Below are 17,399 nucleotides of genomic sequence, written 5' to 3'. Positions count from 1 at the left end.
GTAAAATCGTTAAGTGGATTAATGCCTAGAAAATATACAAATAGTACTACTTTGGTTTTATATCCAATACAAATCCGACCTGTTAAGGTGGATGCTTTTTTATGTGAGAAAAACTTAATGTGGTTTCAGAAGAAAAACAAAGAACTAGAAAACCAACTTTTTAAAAAAGAAAGTGAACTGACTGCTAAAAATTTGATGATAAATGCCTTGTCTACTTCTATGGCAATAATAGAGTTTTCTCCCAGTGGTCATATTCTTAAGGCAAATGAAAATTTTGCAAAAACTATGGAGTATAGCTCTGAGCAAATCGTAGGTAATCACCACAAAATGTTTTGCTCACCTGAATTAATCAATAGCATTGATTACAGGGATTTTTGGCTAAGCCTTGGCAGTGGTAAAGCGATGAAGGGAGAGTTCGAACGTATTACTAGATCGGGCAAAAAAATATGGTTAGCTGCGAGTTATTGCCCAGTTTTTGATAGTACTGGACAAGTCGAAAAAGTCATAAAAATTGCTTCTGACGTTACCGATACTGTGACTCATATGAAAGAGTTAAAAAGTATGGTTAACTCAGTGCGAAGATCAATGGCTGTAATAGAATTTGATTTAAATGGTACTATATTAAAATGTAACGATAATTTTTTAACTACTACAGGTTACACCGAATCAGAACTTGTTGGACATCATCATAAAATGTTTTGCACCCCTGAATATGTTAACTCTGGCCAATACAGAGAAATGTGGCAGAACCTAAACCAAGGGCAGTTTTTATCTGGTAAGTTCAAAAGATTAGATAAAACGGGGCAGCCAATTTGGCTAGAAGCAACTTACAATCCAATTTTTAATGCTGATGGGCAAATAACTACAGTGGTTAAGTTTGCCACCGATATCACAGATACTGTTATAACTTCACAAAAAGCTAGCCAAATTGCATTTGAGTCCTTAATGAATACCGACCAAATATCGCAAAAAGGTTTAGGTATAGTAAATGAGGCAATTATTGCCATGTCTCAAGTTTCTAATGGTTTAGCTACAACGGCCACTAGTATTAATTCTCTTAGCAATCAATCAGAACAAATTAGTAATATTGTAAATACGATTTCAGCAATAGCAGATCAAACTAATTTATTGGCTTTAAATGCGGCAATAGAAGCAGCTAGAGCTGGTGAGCAAGGTAGAGGTTTTGCTGTAGTGGCCGATGAAGTTCGTCAGTTAGCAGCGAGAACCAGTAAATCTACCGCTGAAATAGATAACGTGGTGAAAGAAAATAATAATCTTGCGTCTGAAGCTGTGAAATTAATGGAAATAGTTGTAGAAAGCTCAAAAGCTGGAATGGGGTTAGTTGAACAAACAGGTAACGCAATTAATGAAATTAGTACAGGCACAAAAGAAGTGGTTGAAGTAATAAAACGACAACTATAAAAAAGGGGCGTTTAAGCCCCTGTTTTAAATAACCTTAATTAGTTAACAAAGTAACTAATGGCCATCCATGCCTAATTTTTTCTCTAGGTAATGAATATTAGCGCCACCAGCAGCAAAAGCCTCATCGGCCATAATGCTCTTTTGCAAATCAACATTAGTTTTGATGCCACCAATCACTAACTCATCTAAGGCATGGCGCATTCTGGCAATGGCAACATCGCGAGTTTCACCATAAGTGATTAATTTGCCTATCATAGAGTCATAATATGGAGGTACAGTATAACCAGCATAGATATGCGAATCCCATCTCACACCTAAACCGCCAGGAGCGTGAAATTTAGTGATCTGTCCAGGACTTGGGATAAAGGTTTTTGAATCCTCTGCGTTAATACGACATTCGATTGCAAAACCTTTTACCACTATATCGTCTTGACTGATAGTCAGTTTTTGACCCGAAGCAATACGTAGTTGTTCTTTGATTAAATCTACACCTGTAATCATTTCTGATACTGGATGTTCAACCTGAATACGGGTATTCATTTCAATGAAATAGAACTCATCATTTTCGAATAAGAACTCAAAGGTACCTGCGCCGCGATAACCAATTTCAACACATGCTTGGCAACATCTTGCGCCAATTTTTGCACGCATTTCAGGAGTGATACCTGGTGCTGGGGCTTCTTCAACTACTTTTTGATGACGTCTTTGCATTGAACAATCACGCTCACCTAAATGAATCGCGTTACCTTGACCATCCGCTAAAATTTGAATTTCGACATGACGTGGGTTTTCTAGGAATTTCTCCATGTAAACTACGTCATTGTTAAAGGCTGCGCCGGCTTCACTTTTAGTCATAGCGATGGACGAAATTAATTCTTCTTCACTACGGACCACACGCATACCACGACCACCACCACCACCAGCAGCTTTCACTATGATGGGATAACCAATGCCTCGAGCTAATTCTTTATTACGCTCTTCATCAGGGCCTAATGGGCCGTCAGAACCAGGCACACATGGCACACCAGCAGCTTTCATCGATCTAATCGCTGAAACTTTGTCACCCATTAAATTAATGGTTTCGGCTGTAGGGCCAATAAACACAAACCCGCTTTTTTCTATGGCGTCAGCAAAGTCTGCGTTTTCTGCCAAAAAGCCATAACCTGGGTGAATACCGTCGGCATCTGTTACTTCTGCAGCAGCAATTATTCGTGGAATATTAAGATAACTTTCAGTGGCGGAAGCTTTACCAATACAAATTGTTTCATCAGCTAACAATACATGTTTAAGCGTTTCATCTGCAGTTGAGTGCACAGCTACAGTTTTAATGCCTAATTCTTTACATGCACGTAATATGCGTAAAGCAATTTCACCACGGTTTGCGATAAGGACTTTTTTAAGCATAGTCATACGCCTTTTATTCAATCACAAACATAGGTTGATCAAATTCTACTGGCTCTTGGTTGTCCACTAAAATTTGTGTCACAACACCTGATTTATCAGCTTCAATTTGATTCATCATTTTCATTGCTTCGATAATACACAAGGTATCACCCACATTAACTTTTTGTCCCACTTCAACAAAAGGTTTTGCTTCAGGAGAAGATGAACGATAAAAAGTACCAACCATAGGAGAATTCATAACATGGCCAGTGATTGCCGGGGCAGCAGCTGGGGCTTCAACCGCAGCAACAGGTGCTGGTGCCGCAACTTGTTGTTGTGGAGCTGCATATTGCATAGGAGCCATCATTTGACTGGCAGCGCCACCGCGATGGATGCGAACCGATTCTTCACCTTCGGTAATTTCTAATTCAGATATGCCAGACTCTTCCACCAGCTCAATCAGTTTTTTTATTTTACGTATATCCATTATTCTCTCTCTAATCTAGTCATCAACTACTGAGTGTTGTTGATTTTATTTCTTTAAAAAATTTTTCGCGGCAGCGATAGCAAATTTGTAACCTTGTGAACCTAAGCCACAAATCACACCTTGCGCCACATCCGATAAATATGAATGTTGTCTAAAAGGTTCTCTTGCATGTACGTTCGATAAATGCACCTCAATAAAGGGAATCGAAACACTTAACAGGGCATCTCGCAAAGCAACACTGGTATGAGTGAATGCTCCAGGATTAATTACAATAAAGTCGATCTTTTGAAACGCACTATGGATAGTATCAATTAATACATGTTCAGCATTTGACTGCACATGAGTAACTGAGATGCCGAGAGTTTCGGCATATAGGTTTATCTCATCATTAATTTGTTCGAGACTCTGTGAACCATAAGTTTCAGGTTCACGTTTACCTAACATATTGAGATTCGGACCATTTATCAGTAATAAATTCACAAGATTGCCATGTTAATAAAAAAGCCCCAACTTGCCTTCAGCAAGTAACTATTTAGTGATTACGCTGTAATTTGTACAGTAAATGTACAAAAAATACAATAATTAAACCATTATAGTGAGTAAACAGAATTTAACAGCAAAATACTGGTCGAATCAGCGAAGATTACCGCAAAGTTTATAAATATTGTGATTTTGAGTAAAGTAAAATAGTAATTTTATTATCTGATATCTACCTGACAACAAATTTCGATTACACTTGTTAACACTGCAACTAGTTATAATGAGTATTTAGATGACAATTCACGCAATAGAACATCCATTAATTCAGCATAAATTAGCCTTAATGCGCGAGAAAGGGATCAGCAGTAAAGACTTCCGAGAACTTGCCAGCGAAGTGGGCAACTTACTGACTTATGAAGCAACCCGAGATCTTCCTACTGAAACTGTGAAGATTGAAAGTTGGAACGGAAAAATGCTTAACACACAAAAAATAAAGGGCAAAAAGATTACTGTTGTGCCTATTTTGCGTGCTGGCTTGGGTATGTTAGATGGTGTACTCAGATTGATCCCAAACGCAAAAATCAGTGTGGTTGGCTTATATCGAGACGAAGAAACACTGCAACCCGTGGCCTATTTCGATAAAGTAGTAAAAGATACCAAACAGCGTACCGCTTTGATTGTTGACCCTATGTTAGCCACTGGTGGTACGTTGATCGCCACTATAGATTTACTCAAAGAAAAAGGCTGTAAAAAAATTATGGGCTTGTTTTTAGTCGCTGCACCTGAAGGATTAGCCGCTGTGCAAGCCGCGCACCCTGATGTAGATATTTATACCGCAGCTATTGATGAAAAGTTAAATGACAAAGGTTATATCTTGCCTGGTTTAGGCGATGCGGGTGATAAAATATTCGGTACTAAATGATCGCAGCATTTACTAGCGGTAGTGAATAATTAGTACTACCGCTAGTAAAAATCTAAATTTGGGTTATTTAATTTAGAAAGTTATTTACATGCTGGGCAAAAGGTTTTGCTTGCATGTATCCCGTCACCCTTGATGATTGGATTTCTTGGCCATTTAAATCAAAAAACAAAATAGTAGGTAATCCCAAAACAGAAAAGCGCTCTTGGAAGGCCAAATTACTATCGGTATTATCAGTTAAATCAATTTGTAACAGCACTGTATTTTGTAGTGCTTTTACCACTGCAGGATCAGGAAAAGTATATTTTTCAAACTCCTTACAAGCTACACACCAATCAGCATATAAATCGATCATCACAGTTTTACCCTCGGCATTGGCCTCGGCTACTTTTTTCTCGAAGTCTGCTAAGTTGGTCACTTCAACAAAACTGACATGAGTCGAGTCGGCTTTAGATGTTTGGCCATGTTCATTAGTAGCACTAACACTGCTGATAGTTTGATAACCATAACCAGCTGAAGCAAATAAACCTACAAAAATTAATAGTGCTCGTACACCTTTATAAAAAGATGTTTGGCTGCCTTGATTCATTACATAAAAATAACTAAAGGTAGCTAAACCTAAAAGGCTCCAAGCTATATCTGTGGCCATATGGGAAACCAAACGTTCAACAAACATAATGGCCACGGCTAACATCATAAAACCAAAGGTCACTTTAACTATGTTCATCCAATTACCTGCTTTAGGTAATAACTTACCTCCCGTTATACCAAACAGAATGAGCGGGATCCCCATACCTAAACTCAAAGCATACAAAGCAGTGAAGCCTAAAACTAAATCGCCGCTTTGTGCGATAAAAAGTAAAATTCCGGTGAGCGGTGCAGTAGTGCAAGGCGAAGCAACTAAGCCCGAAATCGCCCCCATCACTAATACTCCCAAATAACTACCGCTAGTTTGTTTGTTACTCATAGCGTTTAATTTTTCTTGCCATGAGCTCGGTAATTGTAATTCATAGGCACCAAACATCACTATCGCCAACAAAACAAAAATCACAATTAAACCAATCAAAATAGCCGGGTGTTGCAAACTGGCCTGAAATTGCACGCCTGCCGAAGCCACTATTAGCCCTAGCAGTGAATAAGTTATGGCCATGCCTTGTACGTACACAAAAGACAAAGTAAATGCTCTTGAGGTACTAATCGACTTACCTTGACCAATAACAATGCCCGATAAAATAGGGTACATAGGGAATACACAAGGAGTAAAAGCTAAACCTATGCCTAAGCCTAAAAATAACAATAATGTCCATGGTAAACTTTGTTCACTAGACAGTAGGCTGGCTAACTCAAATTGCTGGGCTTGGGGTGGCTTATCAGTGGGGGCTGTTTCATACGAGTTAGCTGTTTGTCTGGAAGCTGTTGTGGTAACTGGATTGAGAAACACTTCTTTAATGATAGGTTGATAACAAAGACCTGCGTCAGCACAACCTTGGAAACGGATTTTAACTAAACCATTGTCTTGCGCTGAAATAATAGAATATTCAATATCTACTCGCTTACGAAAAATATCTGACAAGCCAAAATATTCATCCTCGATTTGTTCTGCTTTGGGGTATGTCGGCTCAGACAAGTCAGCATTTTTGACCACAGCTTTAAATTGCTTTTTATATAAATAGTAACCATCAGCAATATCCCAACTTAAGGTTAACTTGTCGCCTTCTTGTTTAAAATCAAACTCGAATGCTTGTTCAACTTTTAAAAATTCTGGCTCATCAGAAAATAAATCAGCTAAGGGCTCGTTTGTTTGAGCCAAACTGAAAAATGGCAACAAACAAAAAGCAATAAAGAGGGTAAAAAAATGGCGACTAAATTTCATCTACTGTATTTCTCATATTAGTGTTAGGGACTGTTGGCCTTTGTGTTATAAATTTTGTTCGATCTAAAACGCTATATAAAGCGCAGTATTGATTAACAGACCTAGCTTGTGGCTAAACTTGATTACCCATTTTAAACAGGTAAGCTTAACAAAATATTAAGACCCGTAAACTTCATTCTAACTTTCAACAAGCAGTATGCCATAAGCTTGATTAAATTAGACAAGCCAAGCAACACTCTGTAACAATGCTAACCTTGGTTATTAAAGATTAACGACCAATATCATTACAATACATATTTTATTCGAGGTTTCAGTGGCAAAGTTATTTGTTTTATTCGTGATATTACCCATTCTGGAAATAGCCCTGCTAATCAATGTGAGTGATCAAATTGGTGGTTGGTATACAGTGGCAATTGTCGTGCTTACTGCATTTTTTGGCGCACGCTTAGTCCGCCAGGAAGGTTTAGCTACACTGGCTCAAGCTCAACAAAAAATGCAAGTTGGACAGATGCCAGGACAAGAAATGGCTGAGGGTTTACTGTTGGTTATTGCTGGTGTGTTGTTAGTCACTCCCGGTTTTATAACAGACGGTCTTGGCTTTTTGTTAAGTCTTCCGATGACACGTCCACTGATTGCAAAAAATATACTTAAACACATGTCGGTAAGCATGGTTAATCAATCATTTCAAGGTGAGTTTACTCAACAAAGCCACTCTCAATATGATTTTCAACAAAAAAAAGAAGAACAGTCTGGTGAAATAATCGAAGGTGAATTTGTCGATAAAGATGAAGATAAAGACGAAAAAATTAAGCCTACTTTAAGAAAACCAGATTAAACTGTTGTTATCAATCATGTCTCCAATTAGGTTTAAACTGTCAAATGCGCATTTTATTAGTAGAAGATGATGCTCAATTAGCTAAAGGTTTACATCAATCTCTTAGGAAAGAAGGTTTTACAGCCAATCATGTGAGCACTGCAAAATCTGCTTTGTTAAGTGTGCAAACTAATCAATGCAACATGTTAATTTTAGATTTAGGTCTACCAGACATGGACGGTTTAGATTTACTAAAAAGAATTCGAAAAGTATCACCATCTTTACCTGTACTTATCTTGACTGCAAGGGATACGGTAGATGATAAAATCAAAGGTTTAGACCAAGGAGCTGATGACTACTTGTGTAAACCTTTTGATGTGAACGAACTGATTGCGAGGTTACGAGTAATAGAAAGGCGTCTCGGAACAGCGACTACTTCTATGGTCACAATTAGCAATGTATCCCTTGATTTAGCTGCACACGAACTAACTGTCGACAAGAACAAAATAGATTTATCTCGTAAAGAATTCATGTTGCTAAGAATACTTATGGAGCAAGCAGGCAGAATCCAATCTAGAGAACAGTTAGAGTCTAAACTTTATGAGTGGGGTGAAGAAGTTGCGAGTAATGCGGTTGAGGTGCATATTCACCATTTACGAAAAAAATTACCTGCAGACTTTATCAAAACAATTAGAGGCGTAGGTTACAGTGTCTCCAAAGGCGTTTAAGACTTGTCAATTCGTCGTTATCTCACCTTAATTTTATTATCTGTAATCACTTTGGTTACATTTTTTGCTGCCTTACAAGGTTATCGCAGCAGTATGGTAAAAGCTGGGGTTATTTTTGATAATGAACTGACTTCATTGGCTCGTGTTTTCTCAACCCAAAGCTCTGTCATTCAAGATCTTTCGAATGAATATTCCGACCCAACATTGATTTATCAAATTTGGCAAAATGATCAATTAATAGTGAGCTCAAATCTGGTTTTAACCGCAACCATTGCAGAACGTGAAAATGGTTACTCCGAAAATAACTTCTTATCCCAACGTTGGCGCACCTATACGCAATATTTCCCCCAATCCGAACGATGGGTGATAGTTGCGCAACCATTAAATAGACGTTTTGAATTAGCCGAAGAGATGATTTTAGCGGCTGTCACCCCATTAATTTTATCTATACCTCTATTGGCCATCGCTATCTATTTCATTATTCATTCAGGGTTAAGTCCACTTAGACACCTTTCGAAAGACTTGCAATCAAAAAAAGTAAATGATTTAACTGCAGTTGAACTTAGTCAAGACGTTAAAGAATTAAAGCCTGTATTGCATACTCTTAATCAGCTATTCAAAAGGCTAGATGCTGCTTTTATCAGAGAAAAAAGGTTTGCTTCTGATGCGGCCCACGAACTTAGAACCCCCTTAAGCGTACTGAAAATTAATATCCACAACTTAAAACATGAACTTGCTACAGAGGACTTTGCTTCTACAAATTTAGTCGACCTAGAAAATGGTATTGAACGTATGGGCCATGTGGTGGAGCAAATTCTGCTACTCAATCGTACTAATCCAGACCAGTATCGAGTTAGTTTTACTGAACTCAATTTGAAAACCTTATGTCAAAATACTATTGCGAGGATCTATCCTCAAATTGCAGAGAAACAGCAAGATATTGAATTTAAAGGCAAAGACATTTCGATATTGGGCGATGAATTCTCTTTGGGGGTTTTATTACAAAACCTTATTGCCAATGCCAGTAAATATTCTCCTGTCGCAGCAAAAATATCAGTCAATTTGTTGCAAATGTCAGAGCAAATAATCTTAACTGTAGAGGACTCTGGGCCTGGAATAGCAGAACAAGAATATGAGCGAATATTTGAACGCTTTTATCGTGTGGGTGGCGATCGACATACTAGTACTGAACCTGGCTGTGGCTTGGGGTTAGCGATATCGAAACATATTGCTCACCTGCACAATGCTAAATTTAAGCTAACCAAATCTACCGCATTAGGTGGCTTATCAATTTCACTGTTTTTTCAGAGCAGCCTGTCGAACAAGAGTATTAGCCATGCTTAGACTATTAGTGTTAATTTTACTGGTTAATTCGGTTGCGTGTGATGAGCTCTTCGCTGCCACCGCTGAATACAAAATTCAGTTAAAAGGCCATTTGTTTTATCCGTCTAAAATTGAAATCCCCGCAGGGCAAAAAGTAAAATTAATTATTCAAAACATGGATGACACCCCCGAGGAATTTGATAGTTTTTCTTTAAACCGCGAAAAAGTTTTGTTCCCCAATAAGCAGTCATTTATTTATATAGGTCCTTTAAAACCCGGTATTTATGACTTTTTTGGTGAGTACAACCCCAATTCAGCGCAAGGTAAAGTAATAGTAGTGAAGCAGAAGCAAGGAGAGCCGAATGTTAATTAACACGGTAATCTTATTGTTGCGAGACGCATTGCCAATTTTTGTTTTAATCAGCTTGTTGTGGACCCAACTAGCATTTAATCGTGTTTGGTTGCCTAGCTCCATTTTGCTTGGCTTAATAACAACAGTACTACTAGTGGGGCAACTTAATTTTATTGGTAATTGGTTTGATGGTAGTGGCACTGAGTTGTTAATGGTATTTATGCATTTTACCAACTACTGTTTAGCCTTGTATTTGGGCTACCAATTAGTTAAAAAACAAAGAAATAAACGATTTTTGTTGTTAACTGCAACTTGTATGTTGGTACTGACACTGGCTAGCAAGGGGGCAAATTTCACTGTATATTTTTCTGGTTATTTTAGGCAGATAGATGCTCTACAACCTATGTTGTTAGGGCTTTTCTTGGGATTGGGGATCTGCCTTAGTTTAATGATTTTAATTTATTTTGTGACTAGCTGGCTAGACAGTAAATTTAACCAAAGAGTCAGCCTTTTGTTTATTTTGATATACACAATAGGTCAATTTACAAACTCTTTACCACTTTTGGTACAGGTCGATGTGATTGACGGTTCTGCCGTAGTTTGGAATAGCCAAAATATACTTTCTAATCAATCAGAATTTGGGCAGCTTTTTAACGCGCTGTTTGGTTATCAAGCGACACCTTCATTCAATCAACTCGTAGTGTATATCTTCACTTTATGCATAGCCTTATCTATGTATTTTTTCTCAACCAAGCAAGGTAGAAAACGATGAAAACTGTTTACCACTTGGCAACTCTCTTGGTCTTAATTTATATCAATATGTCAGTAAGTTGGGCGGACGGGACCCCTGTCGATAAAGTTTATCACCCTTATGTATTGGCAAATGAGCGTGAATTGGAATGGCGTTTCACCTCTAGGCAAAATGATGATGGCAATGTATTAATGCAGAAGTTTGCTTACGGCCATGCCTTGTCAGAATATCTAACAATTGAAGGTTATATTGTGGGTGAGCGGGATGAAGTAGGTGATTTTGGCTTACATGGTTATGAGATAGAAGCCCGCTGGATGTTGACCGATCAAGGAGAGTTATGGGCTGATTGGGGGACTTTATTGGAAATTGCCAAAGAGCAAGGTAGTGATAATTTTGAATTAACGACTGGAGTCTTATTCGAAAAAGAATTTACTCGTACCAGCTTAACTCTCAATGCCTTACTTGTTTATGAGTGGGGTAAAAATATTCAAGATGAATTTGAAACTGAGTTTAGATTAAAATATCGCTATCGATACACTCCTGCTTTTCAGCCCGCCATAGAGGTTTATACAGGTGAAGATTTTGTCGGTATTGGCCCCGCTTTTATGGGTATTCAAAGATACCAAGGGCAAAAACAATTAAAATGGGAAATGGCATTTATTGCTGGATTAAATGGTGATGCAAAAGATCATACTTTGAGATTTGCGTTAGAATATGAGTTTTAAACACAGAGCAAAAATAATCATGAAAGCATGCGCTTGCCACATTTTAGTCAAATCTAAAGAAGAAGCTGAAAAAATAAAAGCCCAACTAGATAAAGGTGGAAATTTTCAGCAATTAGCCAAAAAATATTCTATTTGTCCGTCAGGCAAAAAAGGCGGAGACTTAGGTGAATTTGGCCCAGGAAAAATGGTAAAAGCGTTTGATAACGTGGTGTTTAAGAAAGAAATTCTGAAGGTACATGGGCCAATCAAAACTCAGTTCGGCTTTCATTTAATCAAAACGTTGTATCGTAGTTAAGAGCAGGATGCGGCAGCAGTAAAAAGCCACGGAATTCGAGCTTAAAGCATAAGAATTTGTCACAGAGTTACACAGAGAAGAGCCTTAACATTATTAAAATCAAAAGCCGATCACAGAGGCTGCACTACACAGAGAAAAGCAATAAAAGCAGAATACGGCAGCGTGTTGCAGAATAAAGCAGTTAAAAGATAAGATTAAATTCAACGATTATCGTTAACGGCAAAGAACAATTACAGTACTTATCTATAACACCAGTGTTTTACTGCTTGTTGTTGTAAAAACTGTTCGGCATTCGGGCCTTGCAACAAGGCTAAGGTGGCTAATAACCCAGCTTGAATACAATGTGTTGTTGCTACTGTGACCGAGCGAGCGGCATGTTCGATGGGATAACCAGTTTTGGGGTTGAGTATATGCCCGTAGCGGAGCCCATCTTTTAATAAGTATCGTTTTGCATCGCCGCTGGTGGCTAAACCTCCCTGATATATACTTAGTACTTTTTGGGCTTTTTGTTCTGATGCAAAACTTTCAATGCCAATTAACCAAGCTTGTTGGTTTTGTCTTGGTTGAGTGATCTGAATATCGCCACCAAAATTTACCAGAACAGAAACTGCTGGGGCATATTGAGTACAAAGTTTTGCCACGTTATCTACAGCATACTCTTTGCCTATACCACCAAAATCTAGCTGCATACCTTGGATAAGGGTGATTGACGACTGATCATATTTTACTTTTTGCCAGCCTATATAGGGCAATAACTCTTGTACCCCTGCAGCTGTTGCTAGTTTATCTGAACCATCAAATTTCCATGCTTTGCGTAAAACTCCTGAGCTAATATCAAACAAACCTTCACTGATCACATAACAAGTATTGGCAAACTCTAATAATCTATATGTTTCGTCATCGATTTTTACGGCTTGGCCGTGACTGTTATTGATTTGATCCATTAAGTTACCGCTACGGTAGCGACTATACTTTTGTTCGATTCTTTGACATTCGGTATAAGCAATAGAGGTTAAATCGGTCGCTAATTGAAGATTTGTTGATTCAATTAAGATTTCGCATGGACTGGCCATAGCAGAAAAACGACCAATAAAATGGTCGTTTTTCTGCTCGATGGCGAATTTCTGATTGCTGTTAATTATTGTTCCTTTGACAGTTATACCAATCCGAATTATTACGGATTGGTATAAGAATCCTTAAAAACTATAACTAACCTGAGCAATGATTGCACTTAAGCTAGGGTATAAATCTTGTTGTTCCAATCCTGTTGGTATATCAAAACCAGAGTTTTCAGGATTTTGTTGATAATACTCTAGACGAAACGCAAGCTCATTGCCGTCAGACATAGCCAGGCCATATTTGAAGCCTAGGGTGTACGCTGTCATTTCTCCTAGTCGATAATCAGCACTGGCATAGGTAGGCAACTCATTACCTTCCATTAAGAATGGACGATATAGATCTGCAGCACTTTGCTGATAATATCTAAAATGAGGCTGGATATAGGTATTGTTGCTCAAGTTGATACGAAAACGTGTATCTATAGTATGTGAATTAATATCCCAATCGTCAGTAGCGTAACGATAAGATACGTCTGAAACACCTATGCTTGTAGCGTATTTTGTTTGCCAATAAACACTATGTCTGGTTCGTTTATCTGGACGGTTCTCGTGCAATAAACCTTGGGTGTTGCCCATCAAGTCGACCAAACTTAATACCTTAAATGGGTCTGTGTGATAACCATCTGATACTGAGAAACCATAATTAAATTGCATCAACATTTTACGATTAATGACTTGAGTCACACCAAATAACAAATCAATGGTGGTTTTGTTGTCGCTATCATTTTGGCGAGTCGCATCAAAGGCAGCTCTGTAGGCATCTTCATTGACAAATTGACCTTGGTCTATGACCATCTCTGAAAATGCAATAGGGCGCCCACCTTCAGGATCAATTGAATCAAATGCCAAAGACAAGCCTGCGGAGATAGTGGTATTTTTCTGATTAAAGTCTCTAGCTAATGAGCCGTTTGCAGCAAGAGACAAATAATCATATTCTTTAGAAAGGTGTACACCAGAACTAACTCTATATTCTTGCCAGATTGGCTGTGTCCATTGAGCTTCAACCTGCACACGAGTATCTTTGAACGTATCGTCTAATGGTGTTTCACCAGCCGCAATTTGATATTGGCCATTACCTGAAGGTCGAGTAAAAGTTTGCACGTCAGATTGTGGCACTGCACCAGTAGCTGAGGCACCTGTTAAGGTATCTAAAACTAACTTACCGGAAAATATATGTTCATCACCAAAATCTTTTTTGGCCGAAAATACGCCCTCAACGGCAGTCACACGGTCTGTTTCACCGTAATATAGCAATGCAGTGTCCATTTCCCAAACAGGCTCTTCAGCTTGTGCTGTAGGCGCTATACCCAACAATGCACAGGTTGCCGTTGCTAAAGTAGCGGTGATGTTTTTTTGTTTAGTTAGTTGCATCCACAACCTCCCCCAGCAAATGCTCTGCCGCCGCTGGTAGCTTCTTTACTAAAATAGATATGATCATCCAGCCCTAAGTCTACGCCTTCTGAATCTAAGGCCATTTCTTTTTTGGCTAATATATCTTTCTCCCAAGGTTTAACCCCTAAGTTGCTACAAGCTGCTAGCTGCAGAGTAAACAGCAAACCTACAATTTTAATGAATTTATTGTGCATTTTGGATTACTCTTTTTCTTGAATAAGTGAAACAATTTCTTGTTCATACTTAGTTTCTTTTTTCGTAAAGAACCCGGTATGAGTGAAACGTATGTTGCCCGCTTTATCGATTAAATAACTACTTGGCATACCAACGAGTTGGTAGGCAGAAGCAATTTTACCTTCTGGATCAAATACGACAGGTAACGTGGTTGGCGTATTTTGTAAAAACTCATCAGCTAGGTTTTGCTCGCTATCGAGATTGACTGTGATTATTTGTAAACCTTGTTTGGCGTATTTTTGTTGTATTGCGTTCATCCAAGGGAATGACTTTCTGCAGGGTTTACACCAACTCGCCCAAAAGTCTACATATACTACTTGCCCTTTTAAGTCAGATAATTGCGCAGGCATGTTTTCTAGCTTAAGTGCAAAGTCTTTTGCAGGCTGCTCAGCACTGACTAGCCAAGATGTGGTCAGAGCGGTAAGCATTAGTACTATAAGCGTTTTGATCTTCAATTTATTCAACAAGATGTTCTCACCAAGTTTAATTTCAATAAAATCATTGTAGAGTAGCAATCTTAAATAAAACTTAAGAAAGGCCAAACAAAAAAGCCCCCGAAGGAGCTTTTACAATTTATTTTAGAAATTTGTGACTTATGCGTCGACAGAACCACAGAAACGGTAACCTTCACCGTGTATGGTGACAATTAGGTCGTCGGCACTGACTTCTGACTCAAAATGTTTACGAATACGACGGATAGTAACGTCTACTGTTCTATCGTTAGGACGTAATTCGCGACCTGTCATTTCCATAATCAATTGTTCACGAGTTAGGATTTTACCGGGGTTATTCAAGAATAAGTGTAGTGCTCTGAATTCGCTGCGAGGTAAGCGGAATTCTTTAGCGCTAGGAGAAATTAAACTTCTGCTGTCGCCGTCTAATATCCAACCATTAAAGCTTACACGACTAGGTAAATCATCATCTTCACTAGTATTCGAAGTACGAGTTAACAAGTTACGCGCACGTATAGTTAGTTCTCTTGGATTAAATGGTTTAGTCAGATAATCATCTGCACCGATTTCTAATCCTAAAATACGATCAACATCGTTATCTCTTCCAGTAAGGAATATCAAACCAATGTTCTTACGGCCACGCACTTCGCGAGCCAAAATAAGACCATTCTTACCGGGCAAGTTTATGTCCATGATTACCAAGTTAATCGTATTGTTCTCAAAGATATTATGCATCTGTTCGCCGTTTTCAGCTTCGAATACATTATACCCTTCAGCTTCAAATAAACTTTTTAGGGTTGTACGAGTAACAACTTCATCTTCAACAATTAATACATTTGGGGTCTGCATGTTTCAGGCCTGATTTGGAATTTAGTTAAAAGTTTACCAGAAAATATCTAATATTCAGGGTTTTATCTAGCAATATTTGCAATTTGAAATATTTTTTTGCAATTTTTTAACAATTTAAAGCATAAATCGCTAATTTCACACACTTGCATTGTTAGGTATGTTTTCTTTTTCAACCACAGTTACCGGAAATAAAATGTTAAATTTAACGCCTTTTTCAGCTTCTGTAGTGAGAGATATTGAACCATTCAATGCTTGAGTAACCAAATTATACACTAAATGCATACCTAAACCGCTACCTCCTTGCCCACGTTTGGTGGTGACAAAAGGATCAAAAATTCTTTTACGGATTTGTTCAGGTATACCTCGACCATTATCCGAAAATTCTATATTGAGTTTATTGTGGTTTACCGTTTTGATGATAATTATTATTTCGCCGCGATCAATAAATTCAAAACCGTGAATAATTGAATTCATTATTAAGTTAATAAAAATTTGGTTGATAGGACCGGCTTTTGTTTCTACATATAAATCATTCGGACAAATCACATTAATTTTATGATTCACTTTTTTCAGCTTGGGTCGCATCGACATCAAAATTTCATCCATCAATTTAGCAACCGAAAAAATGCGATTATTTTCAGATGATTGGTCGACAGCCACTTGTTTGAAACTTGAAATCAGTTCAGCTGCTCGGTTTAAATTACGATAAATAATATTAAGGTTTTCTTCACCTTCCATCATAAATTTAGATAAGGCACTGGCCTTCAGGGTTTTATCCTCGAAAGATTTACGTATGTCTGACAACCTATCTAACATCATAGTAGAAGCAGTAACCCCTAACCCTATAGGGGTGTTTACTTCATGAGCCACACCGGCAACCATATCACCAAGCGAGGCCATTTTTTCATTCTGCACAATTTGCCGCTGGAACTGATGTAACTTTTCTAATGTTTGAATGAGTTCTGTGTTGGCTTCTTTTAGGGCTAAAGTTCTTTGGTTAACTTTTTCTTCTAAGCTGGCATTTAACCGTACTTGTTCTGCTTCAGCTTGGGTTTGTTTATCCATATGCACTTGAGTACGCTGTAACATGCCATTGAATGCATCACTTAACATGTCTAACTCTTTGATACCGGTTAATTCTGCACGAGTAGAATAGTCACGCTGTCTTGAAATTCTCTGTACTAATTTAACTAATGAATGGATTGGCTCTGTGATAGCTCTTTGCAATTTATATGTGAAAATGAAACAAAACAATAAACACAACAAAAAGATACCTATGGTGATAAAAATGGAGGAAGAAATTCGTTGCTGTAAGCGTTCAGTAGAAGCCCTTAAATAGGTGTAACCGATAATAATGTCTTGATCTATGATGGGTTGAATCATTTCAACTACTTCGCCAGAGATCCTCGGGCTAGCAAAGTCTTTAACTTGTTCAAATTTTGCTTTAACTGGGGCAATGCCTTCTTTGTTGTAACTTGCAAAAAATTCGATTGAACCATCTTCAAGTACTTTATAAATATGTATATTTTCAATGACTTCAGATGCTTCTAACGCTTTAAGGTTTTGTTGTTCTGTGTGTACATTGTCTTCTTTAACGTATTTTACTGCATTACGGCTAACTAAATCCGAAAAAACCATAACGTCACTTTTGATAGACTGATGATAGTTATTGATTTTCGTATATAGATTTACGCCAGAAGCGATAATTAGGGAGGCCGAAGTGATACCCACTACCCCCCATATAATTAGGCTTTTTATTGATAAAAATTTTACGTCAAATGACATAGTTTATTTGGCCATGG

At 38.0% G+C, this 17,399-nt stretch carries 19 protein-coding genes; 9 read left to right on the top strand and 10 right to left on the bottom strand.

The features are described from left to right. Positions 1 to 21 precede the first annotated feature (21 nt). Positions 22 to 1,422, top strand: coding sequence for a PAS domain-containing methyl-accepting chemotaxis protein (locus GQR87_RS22600; protein WP_158972620.1), 1,401 nt, complete (start codon positions 22 to 24; stop codon positions 1,420 to 1,422). A gap of 54 nt (positions 1,423 to 1,476) precedes the next feature. Here GQR87_RS22600 and accC read toward each other — a convergent pair whose 3' ends face one another. Genes accC through aroQ form a run of 3 tightly spaced genes read right to left on the bottom strand, consistent with a single transcriptional unit; the run spans position 1,477 to position 3,772 of the window. Continuing rightward, entirely contained in the window at positions 1,477 to 2,826 is a 1,350-nt protein-coding gene (accC, locus tag GQR87_RS20970) for an acetyl-CoA carboxylase biotin carboxylase subunit (protein ID WP_158972619.1), read from the bottom strand. A 13-nt stretch (positions 2,827 to 2,839) separates the two neighbouring features. Next, a complete protein-coding gene (accB, locus tag GQR87_RS20965; RefSeq protein ID WP_158972618.1) occupies positions 2,840 to 3,292 on the bottom strand; it encodes an acetyl-CoA carboxylase biotin carboxyl carrier protein in 453 nt (150 codons plus the stop codon). Between the two features lie 45 nt (positions 3,293 to 3,337). Further along, complete coding sequence (gene aroQ / locus GQR87_RS20960; protein ID WP_158972617.1) at positions 3,338 to 3,772, bottom strand: type II 3-dehydroquinate dehydratase; 435 nt, start codon at positions 3,770 to 3,772, stop codon at positions 3,338 to 3,340. Between the two features lie 292 nt (positions 3,773 to 4,064). Here aroQ and upp point away from each other — a divergent pair, with 292 nt between their 5' ends. After that, on the top strand, positions 4,065 to 4,694 hold the full coding sequence (upp, locus tag GQR87_RS20955; RefSeq protein ID WP_158972616.1) for a uracil phosphoribosyltransferase: 630 nt from the start codon (positions 4,065 to 4,067) through the stop codon (positions 4,692 to 4,694). Positions 4,695 to 4,761: 67 nt separating this feature from the next. On the opposite strand, the gene GQR87_RS20950 is transcribed toward upp, so the two are convergent. After that, positions 4,762 to 6,564: a protein-disulfide reductase DsbD gene (locus tag GQR87_RS20950; RefSeq protein ID WP_158972615.1), complete on the bottom strand. Its 1,803-nt coding sequence runs from the start codon at positions 6,562 to 6,564 to the stop codon at positions 4,762 to 4,764. Between the two features lie 313 nt (positions 6,565 to 6,877). Here GQR87_RS20950 and GQR87_RS20945 point away from each other — a divergent pair, with 313 nt between their 5' ends. From GQR87_RS20945 to GQR87_RS20915, 7 genes are read left to right on the top strand one after another with little or no spacing between them, the layout of a single operon-like run. After that, positions 6,878 to 7,399, top strand: coding sequence for an FxsA family protein (locus GQR87_RS20945; protein ID WP_158972614.1), 522 nt, complete (start codon positions 6,878 to 6,880; stop codon positions 7,397 to 7,399). A 44-nt stretch (positions 7,400 to 7,443) separates the two neighbouring features. Beyond that, a complete protein-coding gene (locus GQR87_RS20940) occupies positions 7,444 to 8,106 on the top strand; it encodes a response regulator (protein ID WP_158972613.1) in 663 nt (220 codons plus the stop codon). Positions 8,107 to 8,109: 3 nt separating this feature from the next. Then, positions 8,110 to 9,450, top strand: coding sequence for an ATP-binding protein (locus GQR87_RS20935; RefSeq protein WP_158972612.1), 1,341 nt, complete (start codon positions 8,110 to 8,112; stop codon positions 9,448 to 9,450). Beyond that, positions 9,443 to 9,802 (top strand): cupredoxin domain-containing protein, encoded by a 360-nt coding sequence (locus GQR87_RS20930; RefSeq protein WP_158972611.1) that lies wholly within the window; start codon positions 9,443 to 9,445, stop codon positions 9,800 to 9,802. Before GQR87_RS20935 ends, GQR87_RS20930 begins: the two co-directional genes overlap by 8 nt. Further along, entirely contained in the window at positions 9,792 to 10,553 is a 762-nt protein-coding gene (locus GQR87_RS20925) for a hypothetical protein (RefSeq protein ID WP_158972610.1), read from the top strand. The genes GQR87_RS20930 and GQR87_RS20925 overlap by 11 nt, the downstream gene beginning before the upstream one ends. Then, positions 10,550 to 11,257 carry a hypothetical protein gene (locus GQR87_RS20920; RefSeq protein WP_158972609.1) on the top strand — a complete coding sequence of 236 codons (708 nt, stop codon included), beginning with the start codon at positions 10,550 to 10,552 and terminating at the stop codon, positions 11,255 to 11,257. The genes GQR87_RS20925 and GQR87_RS20920 overlap by 4 nt, the downstream gene beginning before the upstream one ends. 19 nt (positions 11,258 to 11,276) lie before the next feature. Next, positions 11,277 to 11,552 (top strand): peptidylprolyl isomerase, encoded by a 276-nt coding sequence (locus tag GQR87_RS20915; RefSeq protein ID WP_158972608.1) that lies wholly within the window; start codon positions 11,277 to 11,279, stop codon positions 11,550 to 11,552. Positions 11,553 to 11,791: 239 nt separating this feature from the next. Here GQR87_RS20915 and GQR87_RS20910 read toward each other — a convergent pair whose 3' ends face one another. The 6 genes from GQR87_RS20910 to GQR87_RS20885 form a co-directional block, all read right to left on the bottom strand. After that, a complete protein-coding gene (locus GQR87_RS20910) occupies positions 11,792 to 12,625 on the bottom strand; it encodes an FAD:protein FMN transferase (protein WP_158972607.1) in 834 nt (277 codons plus the stop codon). A 123-nt stretch (positions 12,626 to 12,748) separates the two neighbouring features. Continuing rightward, entirely contained in the window at positions 12,749 to 14,041 is a 1,293-nt protein-coding gene (locus tag GQR87_RS20905) for a DUF3570 domain-containing protein (RefSeq protein ID WP_158972606.1), read from the bottom strand. Continuing rightward, a complete protein-coding gene (locus GQR87_RS20900; protein WP_158972605.1) occupies positions 14,032 to 14,256 on the bottom strand; it encodes a DUF4266 domain-containing protein in 225 nt (74 codons plus the stop codon). The genes GQR87_RS20905 and GQR87_RS20900 overlap by 10 nt, the downstream gene beginning before the upstream one ends. A gap of 6 nt (positions 14,257 to 14,262) precedes the next feature. After that, the gene (locus GQR87_RS20895) at positions 14,263 to 14,760 is read right to left on the bottom strand and encodes a TlpA disulfide reductase family protein (protein ID WP_370459615.1); all 498 of its coding nucleotides are present in this window, start codon (positions 14,758 to 14,760) and stop codon (positions 14,263 to 14,265) included. 129 nt (positions 14,761 to 14,889) lie between these two features. Beyond that, entirely contained in the window at positions 14,890 to 15,597 is a 708-nt protein-coding gene (gene arcA / locus GQR87_RS20890) for a two-component system response regulator ArcA (RefSeq protein WP_158972604.1), read from the bottom strand. Positions 15,598 to 15,732: 135 nt separating this feature from the next. Next, on the bottom strand, positions 15,733 to 17,382 hold the full coding sequence (locus GQR87_RS20885; protein WP_158972603.1) for a sensor histidine kinase: 1,650 nt from the start codon (positions 17,380 to 17,382) through the stop codon (positions 15,733 to 15,735). Positions 17,383 to 17,399 lie beyond the last annotated feature (17 nt).

The organism is Paraglaciecola sp. L3A3 (assembly GCF_009796765.1).
Classification (GTDB): domain Bacteria; phylum Pseudomonadota; class Gammaproteobacteria; order Enterobacterales; family Alteromonadaceae; genus Paraglaciecola.
Note: the sequence above shows the minus strand (reverse complement) of the source record. Positions and strands in the feature narration are given on the sequence as shown.

What these genes read in the sequence shown, in the direction of transcription:
- GQR87_RS20930 (WP_158972611.1), top strand. Translation starts at nt 9,443, where the DNA reads ATGCTTAGACTATTAGTGTTAATTTTACTGGTTAATTCGGTTGCGTGT.
- arcA (WP_158972604.1), bottom strand. Translation starts at nt 15,597, where the DNA reads ATGCAGACCCCAAATGTATTAATTGTTGAAGATGAAGTTGTTACTCGT.
- GQR87_RS20920 (WP_158972609.1), top strand. Translation starts at nt 10,550, where the DNA reads ATGAAAACTGTTTACCACTTGGCAACTCTCTTGGTCTTAATTTATATC.
- GQR87_RS20910 (WP_158972607.1), bottom strand. Translation starts at nt 12,625, where the DNA reads ATGGCCAGTCCATGCGAAATCTTAATTGAATCAACAAATCTTCAATTA.
- GQR87_RS20950 (WP_158972615.1), bottom strand. Translation starts at nt 6,564, where the DNA reads ATGAAATTTAGTCGCCATTTTTTTACCCTCTTTATTGCTTTTTGTTTG.
- GQR87_RS20905 (WP_158972606.1), bottom strand. Translation starts at nt 14,041, where the DNA reads ATGCAACTAACTAAACAAAAAAACATCACCGCTACTTTAGCAACGGCA.
- GQR87_RS20915 (WP_158972608.1), top strand. Translation starts at nt 11,277, where the DNA reads ATGAAAGCATGCGCTTGCCACATTTTAGTCAAATCTAAAGAAGAAGCT.
- GQR87_RS20900 (WP_158972605.1), bottom strand. Translation starts at nt 14,256, where the DNA reads ATGCACAATAAATTCATTAAAATTGTAGGTTTGCTGTTTACTCTGCAG.
- upp (WP_158972616.1), top strand. Translation starts at nt 4,065, where the DNA reads ATGACAATTCACGCAATAGAACATCCATTAATTCAGCATAAATTAGCC.
- accB (WP_158972618.1), bottom strand. Translation starts at nt 3,292, where the DNA reads ATGGATATACGTAAAATAAAAAAACTGATTGAGCTGGTGGAAGAGTCT.
- GQR87_RS20940 (WP_158972613.1), top strand. Translation starts at nt 7,444, where the DNA reads ATGCGCATTTTATTAGTAGAAGATGATGCTCAATTAGCTAAAGGTTTA.
- GQR87_RS20885 (WP_158972603.1), bottom strand. Translation starts at nt 17,382, where the DNA reads ATGTCATTTGACGTAAAATTTTTATCAATAAAAAGCCTAATTATATGG.
- GQR87_RS22600 (WP_158972620.1), top strand. Translation starts at nt 22, where the DNA reads ATGCCTAGAAAATATACAAATAGTACTACTTTGGTTTTATATCCAATA.
- accC (WP_158972619.1), bottom strand. Translation starts at nt 2,826, where the DNA reads ATGCTTAAAAAAGTCCTTATCGCAAACCGTGGTGAAATTGCTTTACGC.
- GQR87_RS20925 (WP_158972610.1), top strand. Translation starts at nt 9,792, where the DNA reads ATGTTAATTAACACGGTAATCTTATTGTTGCGAGACGCATTGCCAATT.